Origin of the sequence: Erwinia aphidicola (assembly GCF_024169515.1) — a bacterium.
GTDB lineage: Bacteria > Pseudomonadota > Gammaproteobacteria > Enterobacterales > Enterobacteriaceae > Erwinia > Erwinia aphidicola.
Map to the genome: position 1 here is coordinate 2,790,373 of NZ_JAMKCQ010000001.1, position 19,546 is coordinate 2,809,918.

Here is a 19,546-nt window from a genome sequence, read left to right on the forward strand (position 1 = left end):
TCGACCCATGCCGTCATTCAACCGCGTGGCTGAAACACGCCCGCTTTCACATCTTCTGGTGTTACCACCCCGGTATCCAGCACCCAACCGCTGATCAATGACGCTGGCGTCACATCAAACGCCGGGTTATACACCTGCGCATTTTCCGGCGCCCACTGCACCTCGCCAAAACTGCCCGCCACGCCGGTCACTTCACTGGCGGCGCGCTGCTCAATAGGAATGGCAGAGCCGTCCGGGCATTCGCGATCCAGCGTGGTGTGCGGTGCGGCGACGTAAAACGGCACGTTGTGATAGTGGGCCAGCACGGCGAGGCTGTAGGTGCCAATCTTGTTCGCTACGTCCCCATTGGCGGCAATGCGGTCCGCGCCAACCCAGATGGCATCAACTCTGTTCTGCGCCATCAGGCTGGCCGCCATGGAATCGCAGATCAGATGATAGGGCACGCCCAGCTCGCCCAGTTCCCACGCCGTCAGGCGGCCACCCTGCAGCAGTGGGCGGGTTTCATCCACCCAGACGCTGCTCACCAGCCCCTGCTGCCAGCCGCGGGCAATCACGCCCAGCGCGGTGCCAACGCCTGCTGTCGCCAGGCCGCCGGTGTTGCAGTGGGTCAGCAGGCGGCTGCCGGGAGTAATCAGCGCACTACCCGCGAGGGCAATGCTGTCACACAGCGCTTTATCCTCTTCCACCAGGCGAAGCGCCTCCGCACTCAGCGCGCTGACAAAATCAGGCTGTGCCAGCGCCAGCTTCATGCGGTCGAGATTGTTCATCAGGTTAACCGCCGTCGGGCGCGCAGCCCGCAGGACCTCCAGTGAGGTTGCCAGCTCGGCCTGCGCCATGCCGTTTTCCGCCAGCAGCGCCAGCAGCAGGCTGGCCGACAGGCCAATCAGCGGCGCACCGCGCACGCGCAGCGCTTTGATATGGCCAACCAGCGTGGCAACGTCCGGCGTTGGGCACCAGATCTTTTGCTGCGGCAGAGCCTGCTGGTCAAGGATCCAGAGCTGATTATCACGAACCTGTAAGCTGGTGGTGCTGAGTGTCTGCATGGTTAAATCCTGGTTGCTTTAATGCGTCATATTGTGCCAACATGCATAACGGATGTATAGACGTCTGAACGGCTTATTACAACGAAACGTGTCTTATTTTGAGGGTCAGGTCAATGTCGCAATATCGTACGTTCACCGCAGCGGATGCCGTGGAATATGCTCGCCAGTTCGGCGGCGTGGATAATCCCAACAGTCTGGTTGATTCGCTGGAAGTGGGCGATGGAAATCTTAATCTGGTATTTAAGATTTTCGATACGAATGGCATCAGCCGCGTCATCGTCAAGCAGGCGCTGCCTTACGTGCGCTGCGTCGGCGAGTCCTGGCCTTTAACCCTTGACCGCGCGCGGCTGGAAGCGGAAGTGCTGATCGAACACGGCAAATTCTGCCCGCTGCACACGGTGAATATTCTGCATTACGATGCCGAGCTGGCGGTGATGGTGATGGAAGATCTCTCCGATCATGCCATCTGGCGCGGCGAGCTGGTCAAAGGCGTGGAGTATCCGCAGGCGGCAGGGCAGCTGGGCGAATACCTCGCGCAGACGCTGTTCCACACTTCCGATTTCTTCCAGCATCCTTACCAGAAAAAAGCTGACGTGGTGCGCTTCACTAACCCGGAGCTGTGCGACATCACAGAAGAGCTGTTCTTCAACGAACCGTATGAAGTGCACGAGCGCAACGCCTATCCGCGCACGCTGGAGCCGCTGGCACAGGCGCTGCGTGATGATGCCGAGCTGCGCGTGGCGGTGGGTGGGCTGAAGCACCGCTTCTACTGCCATGCCGAAGCGCTGCTGCACGGGGATGTGCACAGTGGTTCGATCTTCGTGGCAGAAGGGCGCCTCAAGGTGATTGATGCCGAGTTCGGCTTCTACGGCCCGATGGGCTTTGATATCGGCAGCGCGCTGGGCAATCTGCTTATCAGCTACTGCGCGGCCCCTGGCCTGCTGGCCCCGCGTGAAGCGGCCGCTGCGCGTGAAAATCGGCTGAAAGACGTGCGTGAAGTGTGGCTGAGCTTTGCCGGGCGCTTCCTGGCGCTGGCGGCGGAGAAGAGCCGTGACCGCGCGCTGGCCGTCCCGGGGTATGCGCAGGCGTTCCTCGATAAAGTGTGGCGTGACACCATTGGCTACTGTGGCACCGAAGTGATCCGCCGTACCGTCGGCATGTCGCAGGTGGCGGATATTAAGCAGATTAGCGATGAAGGGATGCGCGTCGAGTGCGTGCGTCAGGCGATCACGCTGGGCCGTAGCCTGATCCTGCTGGCTGACCACGTGGCGGATATTGATGCGCTGATTGCGCGCATTCGCCAGAACGGGTAATGCAAATAGACGGGGCGACCAGATGGTCGCCCCGTTTAATTACGCCGCTTCAATCTTTCGCTGCGGCTGCTCCTCTTTCACCGGCTGGGTTGCCAGCGCATCGGCAGCAAACTCATCGACGTTAATCGAACGCAGGCGGCTGGCTTCGGCGCGGATCAGCACGTCGGCCTCCTCCTGAGTCACCCATCCTTTCTCTAATCCTTCGGCCGCCAGTGCATCAAGGCGGGTAAAGGAGAGGTGTTTTTTCTGCTGTTTACACAGGCGGTCATGGATAACTTCCGCCGCCATCACATGCTGCAGCGCCTCTTCCAGCTGGCCTGCCGGATTATGCTCGCTCGGCGTCAGATACTGACCGCGACCGAGGCGGCTACGGGTGGCGGAAGGAATTTGCAGAATGCGTGCCAGCTGGTGATCGAGACGGTCCGACGGCGCCCGGCAGTGGCGCCCGGTCGGGAACACCACCACGCGCATCAGTCCGGCCACCAGGCGGTTAGGGAAGTTACGCAGCAGGTCGTCAATCGCCCCTTCTGCCTGATTCAGCGCATCCTGCACGCCCCAGTGCAGCAGCGGCAGATCGGCTTCGTTACGGCCCTCATCCTCATAGCGTTTCAGCGCGGCAGAGGCCAGATAAAGCTGGCTCAGCACATCGCCCAGGCGCGCCGAGATCCGTTCGCGGCGTTTCAGGCTACCGCCCAGCACCGACATCGACACATCCGACAGCAGGGCGAGGTTGGCGCTGATGCGGTTAAGATGCTGATAGTAGCGGCGCGTAGCGTCACGGGTTGGCGTGGCGCTGGTCAGGCCGCCGGTCAGGCCCAGCCAGAAGCTGCGCATTTTGTTGCTGCCGACGTGGCCGATATGGCTGAACAGCGCCTTATCAAAGGCCACCACGTTGTTGCTCTGCGCCGCAGCCATCTCGTCCAGCACGTAAGGATGGCAGCGAATCGCCCCCTGGCCGAAGATAATCATGCTGCGGGTCAGAATGTTGGCGCCTTCCACGGTAATGGCAATCGGTGCGCCCTGATAAGCGCGGGCGAGGAAGTTGCTGTTACCGAGCATAATGCCTTTACCGCCAGCAATATCCATCGCATCGACGATTGCCCGCTGGCCGCGGTGGGTACAGTGATATTTCACGATGGCCGACAGCACCGCCGGTTTTTCGCCGAGCATAATCCCACTGGTGATCAATGAGGCAGCAGCATCCATCACGTAAGCATTACCGGCAATGCGCGCCAGCGGCTCTTCAATCCCTTCCATCTTGCCAATCGGCAGGCGGAACTGACGGCGAATATGGGAGTAAGCCCCAATCGCCATCGCAATGCTTTTCAGGCTGCCGGTGGAGTTCGACGGCAGGGTGATACCGCGCCCGACGGACAGGCACTCAACCAGCATGCGCCAGCCCTGACCCGCCATTGACGGCCCGCCGATAATAAAATCGATGGGGACAAAGATATCCTGACCGCGCGTCGGGCCGTTCTGGAACGGCACGTTAAGCGGGAAGTGGCGCTGGCCAATTTCGACGCCTGGCGTCTGGGTTGGGATCAGCGCACAGGTGATACCCAGTTCAACCGTATCCCCCAGCAGGCGCTCCGGATCCGAGAGTTTAAACGCCAGGCCGAGCACGGTGGCGATAGGCGCGAGGGTGATATAGCGTTTATTCCAGGTCAGGCGCATACCCAGCACCTGTTGACCCTGCCAGTCACCCATGCACACTACGCCAACGTCCGGGATAGCACCGGCATCAGAACCCGCTTCCGGGCTGGTCAGGGCAAAGCAGGGGATCTCCTGACCGCGTGCCAGGCGTGGCAGATAGTGATCTTTCTGCTGTTCGGTGCCGTAGTGCTGCAGCAGCTCGCCTGGGCCAAGGGAGTTTGGCACGCCGACGGTAATCGCCAGGATACCGGAAACCCCGGCCAGCTTTTGCAGCACCCGCGCCTGAGCGTAAGCCGAGAACTCCAGCCCGCCGTACTCTTTCTTGATGATCATCGCGAAGAAGCGGTGCTGCTTCAGGTAAGCCCACAGCTCCGGCGGCAGGTCGGCCATTTCGTGAGTGATCTGGAAATCATTCGCCATGCGGCAGGCTTCTTCCACCGGGCCATCGATAAATGCCTGCTCTTCCGCCGTCAGCTTAGGTTGCGGATAGTTATGCAGTTTTTTCCAGTCCGGCGCGCCGCGGAACAGATCGCCTTCCCACCAGGTGGTCCCGGCGTCGATGGCTTCTTTCTCCGTGCGTGACATTGGCGGCATCACTTTCTGGAAGGTTTTTAGCGTCGGTTTGCTAAACAGCGCACGGCGCATCGGCAGGAGATTGAACGGCAGCAGGATAAGCGCCAGTGGCAGCAGCAGCCACAGGCTCCACAGCCCGGAAAAACCGAGAGCTGCGGTCCATATCAGCAGGATAGCGCTACCTGCCAGCAGGTTGACGCGGTGATAAAATAGCGCGCCGATCAGTACGATCGTCGCCACAATGCTGAGAACCATCATAACGTGTGCTCCGTAAGTAGTAAGAGGTCCGACCTGTTGGTTATATGTTTAGATTATCATCACTGCGGCCGCAATCTGTTTACATAATAATTACAACCTGGCTCACAAAGCGGCGGCACAAAGCGTTAATCCCCCAGGCTGTCGGGGAGATCGCTTCCCGCTTAACGGGCAACTTGATAAACTCCGGCGGTAACTCTTTCCTAAAAAGGACATCCCCTATGTACCAGGACCTCATTCGCGCCGAGCTGAACGAAGCGGCAGACACGCTGAATAAATTTCTAAGCGAAGATGCAAATATCGAGTCGATTCAGCGTGCGGCGGTTTTACTGGCTGACTCATTCAAAGCGGGCGGGAAAGTGCTCTCCTGCGGTAACGGCGGTTCCCACTGTGACGCGATGCACTTCGCCGAAGAGCTGACCGGCCGCTACCGCGAAAACCGTCCGGGCTACCCGGCGATCGCCATTTCAGATGTCAGCCACCTCTCCTGCGTCAGCAACGATTTTGGCTACGATTTTGTCTTCTCGCGCTATGTTGAAGCGGTAGGGCGCGCGGGGGATGTACTGCTGGGGATCTCCACTTCCGGCAACTCGGCCAACATCATCAAAGCGGTTGAAGCGGCGCGTGCGCAGGGGATGAAAGTGATCACCCTGACCGGTAAAGATGGCGGTAAAATGGACGGCGTGGCCGACGTAGAAATCCGCGTACCGCACTTTGGCTATGCCGACCGCATTCAGGAGATCCACATTAAGGTGATTCATATCCTGATGCTGTTGATCGAAAAAGAGATGGTCAAATAATCCTCGTTATCTTTCACGCCGCCAGTGCGTGGGCTGCTCTCGCGAACCCCGGTTACTTACTGATGTAAGCTTCCGGGGATTCACTTGCTTGCCGCCTGCCTGCAGCGCGAAATAGTGAGGGGATTGGGTCTGCTTCTAATTTTCACTGAGGTAATTCTATGTGCGAACTGCTCGGGATGAGCGCCAATGTCCCGACGGACATCTGTTTTAGCTTTACCGGGCTGGTGCAGCGCGGGGGGGGAACGGGTCCGCATAAAGATGGCTGGGGCATTACCTTTTATGAAGGAAAGGGCTGCCGCACATTTAAAGATCCACAGCCCAGCTTCCAGTCGCCGATTGCGCGCCTGGTGCAGGAGTACCCGATAAAATCCTGTTCGGTCGTGGCGCATATTCGCCAGGCCAACCGCGGGGAAGTGTCGCTGGAAAACACCCATCCGTTTACCCGTGAGCTGTGGGGCCGCAACTGGACCTATGCCCACAACGGGCAGCTGAAGGGGTATAAAAACCTCGATACCGGCCCCCATCGTCCGATTGGTGAAACCGACAGTGAACTGGCATTCTGCTGGCTACTGCACAAGCTGACCACGCGCTATCCGCGCACGCCAGGCAACTGGCCGGCGGTATTCCGCTATATCGCCGAACTGGCGGGTGAACTGCGTGGGAAGGGGGTATTTAATATGCTGCTGTCGGACGGGCGCTATCTGATGGCGTTCTGCTCGACCAATCTGTTCTGGATCACCCGGCGCGCGCCGTTTGGCAAAGCCAAGCTGCTGGATCAGGATGTGGAGATTGATTTTCAGAAGCAGACCACACCGAACGATGTGGTCACCGTGGTCGCCACCCAGCCGCTAACGGCGAATGAAACCTGGCACAAGATTGCGCCAGGCGAGTGGGCGTTATTTTGCCTGGGTGAGCGCGAGCGCTGAGTCAGGTGCCGTTGTGCCGTTCGACATTGGGCGGCTCAACACATATTTGCCATCGCTGACGCTGACAAACGGCGGCTGCTTCGTCTGCACGAACTGCGCATATCCCGGCTGTAGCTGTTTCCAGAAATTGTAATAGGTTGAGTAGCGGTGGCGCTGCATATTACTTTCCGTCATGCGGAATGGATAGATGCTCACCTCAACACGCGGCTGGCCATTGCGCAGTGCGGCTTCCACATAGTGATAAATCTCATCCATATAGGCATCGGTCATGGCATAGCAGCCAATCGACACGCAGTTGCCGTGGATCATCAGATATTTCCCCTGATAACCCTGCTGACGATCGTACTCGTTCGGGAAACCGACGTTAATTGCCCGGTAGAAGCGGCTATCAGGCTTCAGCTGGGAGAGCCCCACGCTGTAGAAACCTTCCGGGCTTTTGAAGTCACCCTGCACGCGTTTTGGCCCAAGGCCGCCGGAGAAATTACAGATGCGATAACTGTTGAGCAGGCGATATTCGTTGCCGATCTTGCCGTAAAGCTCAAGCGTGCGCTCTTCTTTGAAAATTTGCAGATACACGGGGGTGCCGAGTAATTGTTTCTTTAACTCTTTGCTTACCGGCGCCAGAGGGGTAACCGCATCGGGTACGCTGGCGAAGACAACGGCTGGCAGAAAAATCATCGCAAACAGCAGTGCGATTTTGCCCATTCTGTTTCCCTTGAAAAGTAGGGGTGGAAAGCAACGCCGGAAGGCGTCTGTTAACTGACAATATAGGACGAATCCACTATCGCTGCGTCACATTAGCATTGTCTATTTTTTTAGCAAGATAGTGAAGGATAAAAAGCGGCAATTTAGTGATGACCGACGTTTATGCGCTGCATTGAACTCTGCAAAATTGACTGTATACTTATCCAGTATCGTCGGAGGGGGGTTATGCGTAAAATTATTCACGTGGATATGGACTGCTTTTTCGCCGCAGTGGAAATGCGCGATAATCCGTCCCTGCGCGACATTCCCATCGCCATTGGCGGCAGCGAAAAACAGCGCGGCGTGATCAGCACCGCGAACTACCCGGCACGTAAATATGGCGTACACAGCGCGATGTCCACTGCGATGGCGCTGAAGCTCTGCCCCCACCTGACGGTGATCCCCGGCCGCTATGAAGCTTATAAAGAAGCCAGCGCGCATATTCGCGACATCTTCTCACGTTTTACCCCGCTGATTGAGCCGCTGTCGCTGGATGAAGCCTATCTCGATGTCTCCGACAGTGTGCACTGCCACGGCTCCGCCACCCTGATCGCCCGCCAGATCCGCGACACTATTCAGCAGGAGCTTAATCTCACCGCTTCGGCAGGCGTGGCGCCGGTCAAGTTTCTGGCTAAAATCGCCTCCGATTTAAACAAGCCCAACGGCCAGTTTGTCATCACCCCCGATGAAATGGCGCCGTTCCTGCTGACGCTGCCGCTGGCAAAGATCCCAGGCGTGGGGAAAGTCACCGCGCGCAAGCTGGAGGAGCTGGGGCTGACGACCTGCGGCGACGTGCAAAAAACCGATCTGACGCTGCTTTTGAAGCGCTTCGGTAAGTTCGGGCGCGTACTGTGGGAGCGCTGCAACGGTATTGACGAGCGCGAAGTGGTCACCGAGCGCCAGCGTAAATCCCTCGGCGTGGAGCGCACGCTGTCGCAGGATATCCACGACTGGGAAGACTGCCTGGAGATTATCGACCGCTTATACGACGAGCTGGAAAGGCGCTTGAGCAATATTCGCCCGGATCGGCAGATTGCTCGCCAGGGCGTCAAGCTGAAGTTCAATGATTTCCAGCTGACCACCCAGGAGCACGTCTGGCCGGAACTGAATAAAGCCGATTTGATTGCGATAGCGCGCAAAAGCTGGGATGAACGGCGCGGCGGGCGCGGAGTCAGGCTGGTGGGGCTGCATGTCACCATGCTGGATCCGCAGATTGAGCGGCAGCTGTTGCTGGGGTTGTAAAAAGAAACTCGGGCCGATCGAAAAAAATGGTCGGTCCTGAAAACACGGGCCGATCGAAAAAAATGATCGGCCTTGAAAACACGGGCCGATCGAAAAAAATGATCGGCCCCTACAGTAGGGGCGGACCCTCTTTTTCGGTCCGCCCGATGCGCCGGGTTATTTAACCGGAATCGCCTGCAGTAACGCGGTCAGCAGCTGCCAGTACAGGCCAACGCTCTTAATATGTACCTGCTCATCCGGCGAGTGTGGCCCGGTAATGGTTGGCCCAATCGACACCATATCCATCTGCGGGTACGGCTCTTTAAACAGCCCGCACTCCAGGCCGGCGTGGATCACCTGAATATTCGGCGTTTTATCAAACAGCTTTTCATAGGTTTCACGCACCAGCGCCATCACTGGTGAGGTGGCATCCGGCTGCCAGCCAGGGTAGCTGCCTTTCGCCAGCGTTTTAGCACCGGCCAGTTCGCCGAGCGCAGTTAGCATTTCCACCACGTAATCCTTGCCGCTGTCGATCAGCGAGCGGATCAGGCAGTTGATTTTCGCTTCATTACCGTCAAAGCTCACCACGCCGACGTTCAGCGAGGTTTCCACCACGCCTTTCATCACGTCAGAGTTGCGGATCACCCCGTTCGGCGTGGCGTTCAGCAGGGCAATAAAGGCATCGCGGCTGCTGGCGTTTAACGCCTGCCCGGTGCTGGCAACGTCTTCCGTCACGATGGTGATATTTTTCTCTTTCAGGCTCAGCTCGTTTTGCAGCGTCAGCAGGTAGCCCGCCGCCAGCGATTTCAGCTTGTCGACCTGCTCCGGCGCAACGGCCAGGGTGGCAAAAGCTTCACGCGGGATGGCGTTACGCAGCGTGCCGCCGGTGAAGTCCACCAGCCGCAGGTCGAGATCCTTGGCGTGAGTAAACAGGAAGCGCGCCAGCAATTTGTTGGCATTACCCAAACCGACGTGAATATCACAGCCGGAGTGGCCGCCTTTCAGACCTTTTAGGGTGAGCTTCAGCGTCTGGAAACCTGAAGGGATAGCTTCACGGCTCAGGGGCAGGGTGCTGGTAAAGTCGATACCGCCGGCGCAGCCCATATAGATCTCACCTTCCTCTTCGGAGTCGGTGTTGATCAGAATATCGGCCTGCAGCCAGCCAGCCTTGAGGCCGAATGCACCGGCCATGCCGGTCTCTTCGGTCATGGTTAGCAGCACTTCCAGCGGTCCATGCTGCAGGCTGTTATCGGCCAGCACGGCCAGCGCAGACGCCATGCCGATGCCGTTATCCGCGCCCAGCGTGGTGCCGCGCGCTTTCACCCACTCACCATCGACCCATGGCTGAATCGGATCTTTGGTGAAGTCATGTACCGTGTCGTTATTTTTCTGCGGCACCATGTCAAGGTGCGCCTGCAACGCCACCGGCTGGCGGTTCTCATAACCTGGGGTTGCTGGTTTGCGGATCAGGATGTTGCCAACCTGGTCACGTTCGTTCCACAGACCCTGCTCGCTCGCCCACGACATGATATGGGCAGCCAGCTGCTCTTCATGATAGGAAGGATGCGGAATGGAGCAGATTTTGGCAAAAATATCCCACAGCGGCTGCGGGGATAATTGAGACAATTCAGACACGATAACTCTCCTGTGTCAGCATCACCGACCTGCCGCGCTGGCAGGGGGCATGCAGTGATATCGGTTAGACGATTCCCGCCAGCGGATCCGGCGCGATGGCAAAAGAATATCACCGATTATCGCCTCATGCTTCTTTCGCCCCAGGAAAAAAGGGTCTGGAGGGCCACTGGTGCTGGTTTTTAGCGCCTCAGATCACTATAATTTCGCGCAACCGCTCCCATTGCACAATTTTTAAGCCAGGTTTACTGGTCGGGATTCTTTTATGAGTGAAAAATACGTCGTCACCTGGGACATGCTGCAAATCCATGCCCGTAAACTTGCCCAGCGCCTGCTGCCTGCTGAACAGTGGAAAGGCATTATCGCCGTGAGCCGTGGGGGCCTGGTGCCTGCTGCGCTGCTGGCGCGCGAGCTGTGCATCCGCCATGTGGATACCGTTTGCATCTCCAGTTATGACCACGATAATCAGCGCGAAATGAAAGTGCTGAAGCGTGCCGAAGGCGATGGCGAAGGCTTTATTGTGATTGATGACCTGGTCGACACTGGCGGCACTGCCCAGGCGATCCGCGATATGTACCCGAAAGCGCACTTCGTGACGATTTTCGCCAAGCCTGCCGGTCGTCCACTGGTTGACGACTACATTATCGACATCCCGCAGAACACCTGGATTGAGCAGCCCTGGGACATGGGCGTGGTTTATCTTCCACCGCTGGTTAAAGGCTGATCCCGCCACGCTGGCTCTCTCAGCGCTGCGTGAGATCAAAGTGCGCCCGGTTATGCCGGGCGCATCTGTTTTTACTCTTCGCGTCAATCCCCGGCCTACGGTAGACTAAAACACTACTAGCACGCCGGAGGACCTCCCTGTTATGTCGCCGAAAAATCTCAGCGAAGAACTGTTCAAGCCGCGCTTCAAGCACCCGGAAACTTCATCGCTGGTGCGCCGTCTCGCCCACCATAATCCGCTAAGTATTCACTCCGCGCTGGACGGGGAGAATCATGCTGGCTGGTATCGCATGATTAACCGCCTGCTGTGGAGCTGGCGCGGCATCTCTCCGCAGGAGATTAGCGAAGTGCTGGCGCGCATTGCCGCCAGCAACGTGGAGCATACCGATGACAAACTGCTGGATACGGTGATTGGCTATCGCGGCGGCAACTGGATTTACGAGTGGTCGAAGCAGGGCGCACAGTGGCAGCAGAAAGCCAGCGAGTGCAGCGACGATGCGCAGGCAGGTCAACACTGGCTGCATGCCGCCAACCTCTACAGCGTGGCGGCTTACCCGCATCTTAAAGAGGATGAGCTGGCGGAGCAGGCGCAGCTGCTGGCCAGCCGTGCCTATGAAGAAGCCACCAACCGCTTGTCTGGCGAGCTGAAAGAGCTGGAGTTTGCCATTCCCGGCGGTAGCCCGGTGATCGGCTTCCTGCATATGCCTGCCGATGTGAAAGCGCCGTATCCTACGGTCATCATGTGCGGCAGCCTCGACGCGCTGCAGAGCGACCATTATCGCCTGTTCCATGACTACCTGGCGCCGCGCGGCATTGCGATGCTGACGCTGGATATGCCGTCGGTCGGGTTCTCCGCGAAATGGAAGCTGACGCAGGACTCCAGCTTCCTGCATCAGCAGGTGCTGCGCCAGCTGAATACCGTGCCGTGGGTCGACCATACGCGCGTGGCGGCGTTTGGCTTTCGCTTCGGCGCCAACGTCGCGGTACGGCTGGCGTATCTGGAAAGCCAGCACCTGCGCGCCGTGGCCTGCCTGGGGCCGGTGGTGCATAGCCTGCTGAGCGACACTAACCTACAGGACCGCGTGCCGGAGATGTATATGGATATGCTCGCCAGCCGTCTTGGCATGTCGAGCACCTCGGACAGCGCTCTGCGCACTGAACTGAGCCGCTTCTCGCTAAAAATTCAGGGACTGCTGGGACGCCGCTGCCCGGTGCCCATGCTGTCCGGTTACTGGCCGCACGATCCTTTCAGCCCGGAAGAGGAGTCGCGCTTAATCGTCAGCTCTTCCAGCGCCGGGCGGCTGTTAAAAATCAATCCCACCCCGGCGATGGGCAACTTCGATAAGGCAGTTCGCGATATTTGCGACTGGATATCGGAGCGTTTACGCGCATGAGTTGCCATAATTCATGGTTTTGCGCTACAACTATAGGCCCAATGAAGGAGGTTAAGCGATGACGTTACCGAGTGGACACCCGAGGAGTAAGCTGATTAAGCGCTTTCACTCTTTAGGTCCTTATATCAGAGAAGGAAAATGTGAGGGTGACCGTTTCTTCTTTGACTGTCTGGCAGTTTGCGTCAATGTGAAACCCGCACCCGAGCTGCGTGAGTTCTGGGGCTGGTGGATGGAGCTTGAAGCTCAGTCCGACCATTTTACCTATGAGTATCACTTTGGCCTGTTCGATAAAGAAGGCAACTGGAAGCCATCGACGGTGAAAGGTAAGGATAATAATGCCCGGCTCGAAGAGACGTTGCGTAATTTCCACGAACGTTTGAAAGCCCAGCTGGCAGAGCTGAAGTTAGGGCTGGTTCCGGCGGCAGATTTCGCCGACGAACCGGTGAAGCTCACCGCGTAAAATCTGAAATAAAAGAAAAGGCTGGATAACTCCAGCCTTTTTTATAGACACATAACGAGGGGTAAGGCTCACTGTGGCAGTGGCGTTGTCACAGTGTTGACAGCGTTAGAACTGATACATCACGCCGACAGCAACGATATCGTCGGTGTTGAGACCGAGTTTATTGTCGTCGTTCAGCAGGTTGACTTTGTAATCTACGAAGGTCGACATGTTTTTGTTGAAGTAGTAGGTGGCGCCGATATCAACAAATTTGTACAGGTCAGCATCGCCAATCCCGTTTTCCATATCTTTGCCTTTGGTCTGCACGTAGGCCAGTGACGGGCGCAGGCCGAAATCAAACTGATACTGCGCAACCAATTCAATGTTCTGCAGTTTGTTCACGTAGCCAGAAACTGCCGTGGTGGTGCCGTTCTGCGTGAAGGTGGCGCCGCTGTTAATGGGATTCATGTTACGCGTTTCAGCGTAAGTACCGGCCAGATAAACCCCGTTGTTGTCATATTTCACCCCGGTTGCCCAGGCTTCCGCTTTCTCACCTGCACCGTAAGTTGACTCTTTCTGCGTCTGGATAAGACGGTTAGAAGAAGAGACTGCCCCGTTGACGGTCAGACCTTCAATAATTCTGTACGACAGTGATGCGCCATAGCCGTCGCCGTTAGAGACGTTGGCATTACGGGTAGAGGATGCGTCGTTTTTGCCCTGGTACTGTAAGGCAAACTTCAAACCATCAACCAGACCGAAGAAGTCATTGTTACGGTAGGTCAGCATGCCGTTACCACGGGTCAGCATGTAGGTGTCAGCGCGGGTATAAGCCGTTGCGCCGAACTCTGGCATCATATCGGTGAAGGCTTCAACGTCGTAGATCACGCCGTAGTTACGGCCGTAGTCGATTGAGCCGTAATCCTTCAGTTTCAGACCGGCAAAGCCCAGACGGGTTTTGTTGCCAGACTGTGCGTCAGAACCCCCTTCGGAGTTGCTCAGGCTGAAGTTATATTCCCACTGGCCGTAGCCGGTCAGCTGGTCGTTAATCTGGGTCTGACCTTTGAAGCCGATACGGGTATAAGACTTGTCAGCATTGTTGCTGGCGTTAGTATCCGCATCGCTCATATAACGCATTGCTTTAACTTTGCCGTAGAAATCCAGCTTATTGCCGTCTTTGTTATAGACTTCTGCGGCTTGTGCAGCGGTGGACAGAGCCAGAGCCGCGGTTAAGATTGCCAGTGCGCTTTTCTTCATCATTTTCAATCAATCCCGAAAGAGTAAAATTTTTAAGTGGCCCGAAGGCTCTGCTGAAAGCACGGACTTTTTACCCTTTCTCCATTAAAGATTTATTACAGTTTTCAACATTTCTTGTTAATTGCGAACTTTTGGTCTAGCGAGTGGTCAGGCCTTTTTCGCCGTTTTCCCTTGATGGCTGTTGGCTTCAGCCACCACACCTGCTAAAACGTTTCTCTGTACTCTTTTTTACGAATGGCAGGAATTTAATGAGCAGCAGTCAGACCCTGGTAGTCAAACTGGGGACCAGCGTACTGACCGGCGGATCGCGTCGGCTGAATCGGGCACACATCGTTGAGCTGGTGCGTCAGTGCGCGCAGCAGCACGCGGCGGGCCACCGGATTGTCATTGTTACCTCGGGCGCGATGGCGGCCGGGCGTGAGCATCTTGGCTACCCCGAACTGCCCCCGACCATCGCCTCTAAGCAGCTGCTGGCTGCGGTGGGGCAGAGCCGCCTGATCCAGCTGTGGGAACAGTTGTTCTCAATTTACGGCATCCACATCGGCCAGATGCTGCTGACCCGCGCAGACCTTGAAGATCGCGAGCGGTTTCTCAACGCCCGCGACACCATGCGTGCGCTGCTCGACAACCATATCGTGCCAGTGATTAATGAAAATGACGCCGTTGCTACCGCGGAAATCAAAGTGGGTGATAACGACAATCTGTCGGCGCTGGCGGCGATTCTGGCCGGTGCCGACAAGCTGCTGCTGCTGACCGATCAGCCGGGGCTGTTTACCGCCGATCCGCGTAATAACCCGCAAGCAGAACTGATCAGCAACGTCCACGGCATTGATGATGCGCTGCGTGCACTGGCCGGGGATAGCGTGTCCGGCCTCGGCACCGGTGGCATGGCGACCAAACTGCAGGCCGCCGACGTCGCCTGCCGGGCGGGCATCGACACCATTATCGCCGCCGGTAGCCGCCCCGGCGTGATTGCCGATGTCATCGCCTGCAACCCGGTCGGTACGCGTTTCCACGCCTTTGAAACGCCGCTGGAGAACCGCAAACGCTGGATCTTTGGTGCGCCGCCCGCCGGTGAGCTGGTGGTCGATGACGGCGCGCTGTCGGCGATCCTCGAACGCGGCAGCTCTCTGCTGCCGAAAGGCATCCGCGAAATCAGCGGTAACTTCTCGCGTGGCGAAGTGATCCGTATTCGCAGCCTGCAGGGGCGCGACGTTGCCCACGGCGTATCGCGCTATAACAGCGATGCAATGCGCATGATTGCCGGGCACCACTCCCAGCAGATCGGCGAAATTTTAGGTTATGAATATGGTCCGGTTGCCGTGCACCGCGACGATATGATTGTTTCTTAAGGAACGCGCATGCTTGAACAAATGGGTAAGGCCGCTAAGGCCGCCTCGTACCAGCTGTCGGTGCTCTCCACCGCCGAGAAAAATCAGGTCCTGATGACCATTGCCGATCGCCTGGAAGCGCAGAGTGCGCCTATCCTTGCGGCCAACCAGCTTGACCTTGCCGATGCGCGCAGCCACGGCATGAGTGAAGCGCTGCTCGACCGCCTGATGCTGAACCCGGCGCGGCTGAAGGGGATTGCCGACGACGTTCGTCAGGTGTGCCGCCTGGCCGATCCTGTTGGGGTAGTGATCGACGGCGGCAAGCTCGACAGCGGGCTGCGCATTGAGCGCCGCCGCGTGCCGCTTGGCGTGGTTGGGGTGATCTACGAAGCGCGCCCGAATGTGACCGTGGACGTCGCCACGCTGTGCCTGAAAACCGGTAATGCGGCGATCCTGCGCGGCGGTAAAGAGACATACCGCACCAACGCCGCTACCGTGCGGGTGATCCAGGATGCCCTGCAGCAGCATGGCCTGCCAGCGGGTGCGATTCAGGCGATTGAAAGCCCGGATCGGGAGCTGGTGAATCAGCTGCTGAAGCTGGATCGCTATGTCGATATGCTGATCCCACGCGGCGGGGCAGGGCTGCACAAGCTGTGTCGCGAACAGTCGACCATCCCGGTGATCACCGGTGGGATCGGCGTTTGCCATATCTATGTGGATAAGAGTATTGAGCTGGAAGCCGCGCTGAAGGTGATCGTTAACGCCAAGAAACAGCGCCCGAGCGCCTGTAACTCGGTGGAAACGCTGCTGATTGATGCGCAAATTGCCGACAGCTTCCTGCCTGCGCTGAGCGCGCGCATGGCCGCAGAAGGTATCACCCTGCATGCCGACGCACGCTCTCTGCCGCTGCTCAGCAGCGGCCCGGCGGCGGTCAGCGCCGTGACGGAACAGCAGTATCGCGATGAGTGGCTGGCGCTGGATCTTAACGTCAAGCTGGTGGATGACCTCGACGAGGGCATTGCCCACATTCGCGAGTATGGCACTCAGCATTCGGACGCTATTCTGACGCGCACCATTCAGCATGCTGACCGCTTCGTTAACGAAGTGGACTCCTCAGCGGTATATGTCAACGCCAGCACGCGCTTTACCGACGGTGGGCAGTTTGGCCTGGGCGCGGAAGTGGCGGTCAGCACCCAGAAGCTGCACGCCCGCGGCCCGATGGGGCTGGAAGCGCTAACCACCTACAAGTGGGTGGCCTACGGCGACGATACGATTCGCGGTTAACAGAGAGTAAGGCGGTTTAAATGGTCACGCTCGCGCAGATTATTCCCTTTGCCGCCATTGCCCTCGGCATGGTGTTAACGCCCGGTCCGAATATGATCTATCTGATCTCGCGCTCGCTCTGCCAGGGGCGCAGGGCAGGGTATATTTCACTGTGCGGCGTGGCGCTCGGTTTTATGTTTTATATGGTCTGTGCCGCGCTGGGGATTACCGCGCTGCTGATGGCGGTGCCACTGGCGTATGACGCGCTGCGATTTGCCGGGGCAGCCTATCTGCTGTGGATGGCGTGGCAGGCGATTTTCGGCGGGAGGTCGCCTTTCCAGCTGCGCGACCTGCCGCCGGACAGCCCGCGCAAGCTGTTCAGCATGGGGCTGCTCACCAACCTGCTTAACCCGAAAACCGCGATAATCTATCTGACGCTGCTGCCGCAGTTTATCCACCCCGAACAGGGCCACGTGCTGGCACAGTCGCTGACGCTGGGCATCACGCAGATCGTCACCAGTATGCTGGTCAACGGAACGATCATTTTTGCTGCGGGAACGATTGCCGCCTTCCTCGCGACGCGCCCCGGCTGGCAGAAACTGCAGCGCTGGCTGATGGGCACCGTGCTGGCGGGCCTGGCGGTGAAGATGGTGGTGGATAAGCGCTAAGAAATTAGTGTACGCAGGATATTAACTCCTGCTGTATAGGCCACTTGCAAAACGAGGGTTCGCTGATTATCTTAATCGCTATAAGGTGATGGTGTTCCACCTTTCCCAACCGCCTCGTCCGTAAGGGGCTGATGACGCCTGATAACCCTGACTCTGTTCAACCAGAGGCGGGTGTATCAGGCTATCTGTTTATTTGCCTGCTGGCACCCGCCTCGAAATTCGCTGAGGAACTTATGCTGAAACCTTTACTTGCTGTCATGTTGGGCGGTGCCTTTGGCTGTGCGTTACGCTGGCTGCTGTCGTTGCGTCTCAACGCGCTGTTTCCCAACCTGCCGCCCGGCACGCTGCTGGTCAATCTGGTGGGCGGGCTGATTATCGGCTTAGCGATGGCATGGTTCCTGCGCCATCCGCAGGTCGATCCGACCTGGCGCTTGCTGATTATTACCGGCATGTGCGGCGGCCTGACCACCTTTTCCACATTCTCGCTGGAGGTCGTGACGTTGATGCAGGCCGGCAACTATCTGTGGGCTATTGCTTCGGTGATGATCCACGTGCTGGGTTCACTGCTGATGACCATCGCCGGATTCTGGCTGGTCTCGCTGCTTTTCTGAGGGCTGCTCTTCATCTTTTAACGCCAGCGCGCTGGCGCTGGCCGCATCAAACAGCGAAAAACTCTCAATCTGGTCCAGCATGATCACCTTGCGAAACGCCATTGCCGACTTAGGCTCTGACTCCAGCGTAATGCCATGCTCGGCATACCAGCGGCTGTAGTTATGCTCAATATTGAGATTTAAGGTCTTTCCATCACGATAGCCGCTCAGCATCGGGATCAGCACCACATTGGCGGTTATCTCAGGCTCAAACGACGCCGTGTGGATCATGCCGATATAGATGCGCCGTGATTTCAATGTCACCCATGCCAGCTCGCCTTCCTCCATACACTGAAACAGCAGCCCCTCGACGCCATTGGAGCGCGAGAGCTTCTTATACAATTTTTTGCGGTCAGAGCTGTTAAGGCGTGCGCTGCCGGACCAGTTGGAGCGATAAAAACAGAAGGCGACGGCGAAGGTCAGCATGACCACAACGGGGGCCTGAATGCCTAAAAAGCTCCAGGTCATAAATTCAACTTGCCACTGATGATGCAGGCCATCAGCCAGCTGCGGGATAGCATTGAAAATAGCCGAGACCAGCAGCAGCAGCAGCCAGATAAGCGCGGTGGCGATCACCCCTTGCAGGACGAAAATACAGCCGTACAGAGCAACCAGGAAGTAAACATCCCAGCCAAACGACCGTTTGATTTTGAAGCGGGTGGAAAGGTCGCGGCTGGTATACCAGTAACCGCAGACCATCAGCACCATAAAAATGGCCGTTCCCATTTTATGCCCTCTTCAGTATCGCTACGTGGCGGGCAAAATCGGCGCGCACTTCCGGGCTGGAAATATTGACCATTGCACTGCCATCTTCGTCGATCAGGATGCGCTCACCCTCTTCAATTGATTCGGCGATGTCATTCTGGCTCATCACCTGTAGCAGGTACTCCGGGCTGGAAAACAGGGACGTGATATAACGAAACATGGGCTCTCCTTAACTTATCTGCCAAGCCTGGCAGCAGGCAGCCGATCCCGCTATAGGAGGAAAGCGCATTTATGGGCAAACAGGGGCAATAAGGTGATCAAATCCTGTTTACCCGTTTCGGGGGGAATGGTAATTTCTTACGAATAAACTGAGAGGATAAAAGTACGATGAAGCAGTTGGTGATCGATATTCTGATGAAAATGGCCAAAATGGATGTGGATAACAAAGAGCTAACCGCTCAGGTTGAGGCGCAGTCGCTGCTGATTGCGGCACTGCTGCTGACCGTGGGTAAGGGGACCTCTTCCTCTATTTCAGACAATATCCAGAATGCCATTCTGACCGCCTCCCAGAGCGGAGACGGTTTCCTGCAAACGGACGTTGACCTGCTGTTGACCCATGTAAACCGCCTGCTGGCGGTGACGCGCTATGTGGATGAAGCGGCGCCTGCCGCAGACGGTTAATCATCACGCATTATCGGTAGACCTCACCGCACAGCAGCACCACGTTGGGGCGGCGCTGATGAATGCGTTCAGCCATCTGTTCGCAGGCGTAGCGGCTGGGAAAGATATGCTCAGATACCGGAAGTGCATCACAGGCGTCATGCCCACAGGCGCTGACGAGTAAAACGAAGCCAATTAACATCTTTCACTCCTTTGATAATCCGGTTTGCTTATCAGTATAGGTGACAAGCTCAGTACCAGCCTGTTCCACACGTGCTGAGCGGTTGAAGTTTCTGCTA

Annotated in this window: 20 protein-coding genes and 1 riboswitch; of the genes, 12 read left to right on the forward strand and 8 right to left on the reverse strand. The window is 57.4% G+C overall.

Annotation, left to right across the window (positions count from 1 at the left end):
- Positions 1–17 precede the first annotated feature (17 nt).
- Positions 18–1,043, reverse strand: coding sequence for an S-methyl-5-thioribose-1-phosphate isomerase (gene mtnA, locus J2Y91_RS12950; protein WP_099753617.1), 1,026 nt, complete (start codon positions 1,041–1,043; stop codon positions 18–20).
- Positions 1,044–1,156: 113 nt separating this feature from the next.
- Here mtnA and mtnK point away from each other — a divergent pair, with 113 nt between their 5' ends.
- Complete coding sequence (gene mtnK / locus J2Y91_RS12955) at positions 1,157–2,356, forward strand: S-methyl-5-thioribose kinase (RefSeq protein ID WP_253538500.1); 1,200 nt, start codon at positions 1,157–1,159, stop codon at positions 2,354–2,356.
- A 39-nt stretch (positions 2,357–2,395) separates the two neighbouring features.
- Here the strand turns inward: mtnK and fadE are convergent, their stop codons facing one another.
- Positions 2,396–4,840 carry an acyl-CoA dehydrogenase FadE gene (gene fadE / locus J2Y91_RS12960; RefSeq protein WP_133624346.1) on the reverse strand — a complete coding sequence of 815 codons (2,445 nt, stop codon included), beginning with the start codon at positions 4,838–4,840 and terminating at the stop codon, positions 2,396–2,398.
- A gap of 218 nt (positions 4,841–5,058) precedes the next feature.
- Here fadE and lpcA point away from each other — a divergent pair, with 218 nt between their 5' ends.
- Positions 5,059–5,637 (forward strand): D-sedoheptulose 7-phosphate isomerase, encoded by a 579-nt coding sequence (gene lpcA / locus J2Y91_RS12965; RefSeq protein ID WP_048917046.1) that lies wholly within the window; start codon positions 5,059–5,061, stop codon positions 5,635–5,637.
- A 158-nt stretch (positions 5,638–5,795) separates the two neighbouring features.
- Positions 5,796–6,563, forward strand: coding sequence for a class II glutamine amidotransferase (locus tag J2Y91_RS12970; protein ID WP_099753614.1), 768 nt, complete (start codon positions 5,796–5,798; stop codon positions 6,561–6,563).
- Here J2Y91_RS12970 and dpaA read toward each other — a convergent pair.
- Positions 6,534–7,268 carry a peptidoglycan meso-diaminopimelic acid protein amidase gene (dpaA, locus tag J2Y91_RS12975; protein WP_048917044.1) on the reverse strand — a complete coding sequence of 245 codons (735 nt, stop codon included), beginning with the start codon at positions 7,266–7,268 and terminating at the stop codon, positions 6,534–6,536. The two genes, J2Y91_RS12970 and dpaA, sit on opposite strands and share 30 nt — an antisense overlap.
- A gap of 225 nt (positions 7,269–7,493) precedes the next feature.
- On the opposite strand from dpaA, the gene dinB reads away from it, so the two are divergent.
- Complete coding sequence (gene dinB, locus J2Y91_RS12980) at positions 7,494–8,549, forward strand: DNA polymerase IV (RefSeq protein WP_133624345.1); 1,056 nt, start codon at positions 7,494–7,496, stop codon at positions 8,547–8,549.
- A gap of 156 nt (positions 8,550–8,705) precedes the next feature.
- Here dinB and pepD read toward each other — a convergent pair whose 3' ends face one another.
- Entirely contained in the window at positions 8,706–10,163 is a 1,458-nt protein-coding gene (gene pepD, locus J2Y91_RS12985) for a beta-Ala-His dipeptidase (RefSeq protein ID WP_133624344.1), read from the reverse strand.
- Positions 10,164–10,425: 262 nt separating this feature from the next.
- Here pepD and gpt point away from each other — a divergent pair, with 262 nt between their 5' ends.
- From gpt to crl, 3 genes are all read left to right on the forward strand, one after another.
- Positions 10,426–10,884 (forward strand): xanthine phosphoribosyltransferase, encoded by a 459-nt coding sequence (gene gpt / locus J2Y91_RS12990; RefSeq protein WP_048917041.1) that lies wholly within the window; start codon positions 10,426–10,428, stop codon positions 10,882–10,884.
- Positions 10,885–11,026: 142 nt separating this feature from the next.
- The gene (frsA, locus tag J2Y91_RS12995) at positions 11,027–12,277 is read left to right on the forward strand and encodes an esterase FrsA (RefSeq protein ID WP_099753613.1); all 1,251 of its coding nucleotides are present in this window, start codon (positions 11,027–11,029) and stop codon (positions 12,275–12,277) included.
- Between the two features lie 58 nt (positions 12,278–12,335).
- Positions 12,336–12,737 carry a sigma factor-binding protein Crl gene (crl, locus tag J2Y91_RS13000; protein WP_048917039.1) on the forward strand — a complete coding sequence of 134 codons (402 nt, stop codon included), beginning with the start codon at positions 12,336–12,338 and terminating at the stop codon, positions 12,735–12,737.
- Positions 12,738–12,842: 105 nt separating this feature from the next.
- Here the strand turns inward: crl and J2Y91_RS13005 are convergent, their stop codons facing one another.
- Positions 12,843–13,970, reverse strand: coding sequence for a porin (locus J2Y91_RS13005; protein ID WP_133625112.1), 1,128 nt, complete (start codon positions 13,968–13,970; stop codon positions 12,843–12,845).
- Between the two features lie 248 nt (positions 13,971–14,218).
- Between J2Y91_RS13005 and proB the strand changes: the two genes are divergently transcribed.
- The 4 genes from proB to crcB all read left to right on the forward strand — a co-directional run bounded on the left by proB (position 14,219) and on the right by crcB (position 17,843).
- The gene (gene proB / locus J2Y91_RS13010; RefSeq protein ID WP_133624343.1) at positions 14,219–15,322 is read left to right on the forward strand and encodes a glutamate 5-kinase; all 1,104 of its coding nucleotides are present in this window, start codon (positions 14,219–14,221) and stop codon (positions 15,320–15,322) included.
- 9 nt (positions 15,323–15,331) lie between these two features.
- On the forward strand, positions 15,332–16,585 hold the full coding sequence (gene proA, locus J2Y91_RS13015; protein WP_133624342.1) for a glutamate-5-semialdehyde dehydrogenase: 1,254 nt from the start codon (positions 15,332–15,334) through the stop codon (positions 16,583–16,585).
- A gap of 20 nt (positions 16,586–16,605) precedes the next feature.
- Positions 16,606–17,232: a LysE family translocator gene (locus J2Y91_RS13020; RefSeq protein ID WP_133624341.1), complete on the forward strand. Its 627-nt coding sequence runs from the start codon at positions 16,606–16,608 to the stop codon at positions 17,230–17,232.
- A gap of 75 nt (positions 17,233–17,307) precedes the next feature.
- Positions 17,308–17,380: riboswitch (Fluoride riboswitch) on the forward strand.
- An 85-nt stretch (positions 17,381–17,465) separates the two neighbouring features.
- On the forward strand, positions 17,466–17,843 hold the full coding sequence (gene crcB, locus J2Y91_RS13025) for a fluoride efflux transporter CrcB (RefSeq protein ID WP_133624340.1): 378 nt from the start codon (positions 17,466–17,468) through the stop codon (positions 17,841–17,843).
- Here the strand turns inward: crcB and J2Y91_RS13030 are convergent.
- A complete protein-coding gene (locus tag J2Y91_RS13030; protein ID WP_133624339.1) occupies positions 17,793–18,608 on the reverse strand; it encodes a hypothetical protein in 816 nt (271 codons plus the stop codon). The genes crcB and J2Y91_RS13030 overlap by 51 nt on opposite strands.
- A gap of 1 nt (position 18,609) precedes the next feature.
- Positions 18,610–18,807 (reverse strand): hypothetical protein, encoded by a 198-nt coding sequence (locus tag J2Y91_RS13035; protein ID WP_133624338.1) that lies wholly within the window; start codon positions 18,805–18,807, stop codon positions 18,610–18,612.
- 167 nt (positions 18,808–18,974) lie between these two features.
- Between J2Y91_RS13035 and iraP the strand changes: the two genes are divergently transcribed.
- Positions 18,975–19,268, forward strand: coding sequence for an anti-adapter protein IraP (iraP, locus tag J2Y91_RS13040; RefSeq protein WP_133624337.1), 294 nt, complete (start codon positions 18,975–18,977; stop codon positions 19,266–19,268).
- 10 nt (positions 19,269–19,278) lie between these two features.
- Here the strand turns inward: iraP and J2Y91_RS13045 are convergent, their stop codons facing one another.
- Entirely contained in the window at positions 19,279–19,449 is a 171-nt protein-coding gene (locus J2Y91_RS13045) for a hypothetical protein (protein WP_099753612.1), read from the reverse strand.
- Positions 19,450–19,546: the final 97 nt, after the last annotated feature.

Coding starts and splice junctions, on each gene's coding strand:
- dpaA (WP_048917044.1), bottom strand. CDS start 7,268: ATGGGCAAAATCGCACTGCTGTTTGCGATGATTTTTCTGCCAGCCGTT.
- crl (WP_048917039.1), top strand. CDS start 12,336: ATGACGTTACCGAGTGGACACCCGAGGAGTAAGCTGATTAAGCGCTTT.
- proA (WP_133624342.1), top strand. CDS start 15,332: ATGCTTGAACAAATGGGTAAGGCCGCTAAGGCCGCCTCGTACCAGCTG.
- J2Y91_RS13035 (WP_133624338.1), bottom strand. CDS start 18,807: ATGTTTCGTTATATCACGTCCCTGTTTTCCAGCCCGGAGTACCTGCTA.
- gpt (WP_048917041.1), top strand. CDS start 10,426: ATGAGTGAAAAATACGTCGTCACCTGGGACATGCTGCAAATCCATGCC.
- J2Y91_RS13020 (WP_133624341.1), top strand. CDS start 16,606: ATGGTCACGCTCGCGCAGATTATTCCCTTTGCCGCCATTGCCCTCGGC.
- mtnA (WP_099753617.1), bottom strand. CDS start 1,043: ATGCAGACACTCAGCACCACCAGCTTACAGGTTCGTGATAATCAGCTC.
- crcB (WP_133624340.1), top strand. CDS start 17,466: ATGCTGAAACCTTTACTTGCTGTCATGTTGGGCGGTGCCTTTGGCTGT.
- lpcA (WP_048917046.1), top strand. CDS start 5,059: ATGTACCAGGACCTCATTCGCGCCGAGCTGAACGAAGCGGCAGACACG.
- J2Y91_RS13045 (WP_099753612.1), bottom strand. CDS start 19,449: ATGTTAATTGGCTTCGTTTTACTCGTCAGCGCCTGTGGGCATGACGCC.
- mtnK (WP_253538500.1), top strand. CDS start 1,157: ATGTCGCAATATCGTACGTTCACCGCAGCGGATGCCGTGGAATATGCT.
- J2Y91_RS13030 (WP_133624339.1), bottom strand. CDS start 18,608: ATGGGAACGGCCATTTTTATGGTGCTGATGGTCTGCGGTTACTGGTAT.
- iraP (WP_133624337.1), top strand. CDS start 18,975: ATGAAGCAGTTGGTGATCGATATTCTGATGAAAATGGCCAAAATGGAT.
- proB (WP_133624343.1), top strand. CDS start 14,219: ATGAGCAGCAGTCAGACCCTGGTAGTCAAACTGGGGACCAGCGTACTG.
- J2Y91_RS12970 (WP_099753614.1), top strand. CDS start 5,796: ATGTGCGAACTGCTCGGGATGAGCGCCAATGTCCCGACGGACATCTGT.
- fadE (WP_133624346.1), bottom strand. CDS start 4,840: ATGATGGTTCTCAGCATTGTGGCGACGATCGTACTGATCGGCGCGCTA.
- dinB (WP_133624345.1), top strand. CDS start 7,494: ATGCGTAAAATTATTCACGTGGATATGGACTGCTTTTTCGCCGCAGTG.
- J2Y91_RS13005 (WP_133625112.1), bottom strand. CDS start 13,970: ATGAAGAAAAGCGCACTGGCAATCTTAACCGCGGCTCTGGCTCTGTCC.
- frsA (WP_099753613.1), top strand. CDS start 11,027: ATGTCGCCGAAAAATCTCAGCGAAGAACTGTTCAAGCCGCGCTTCAAG.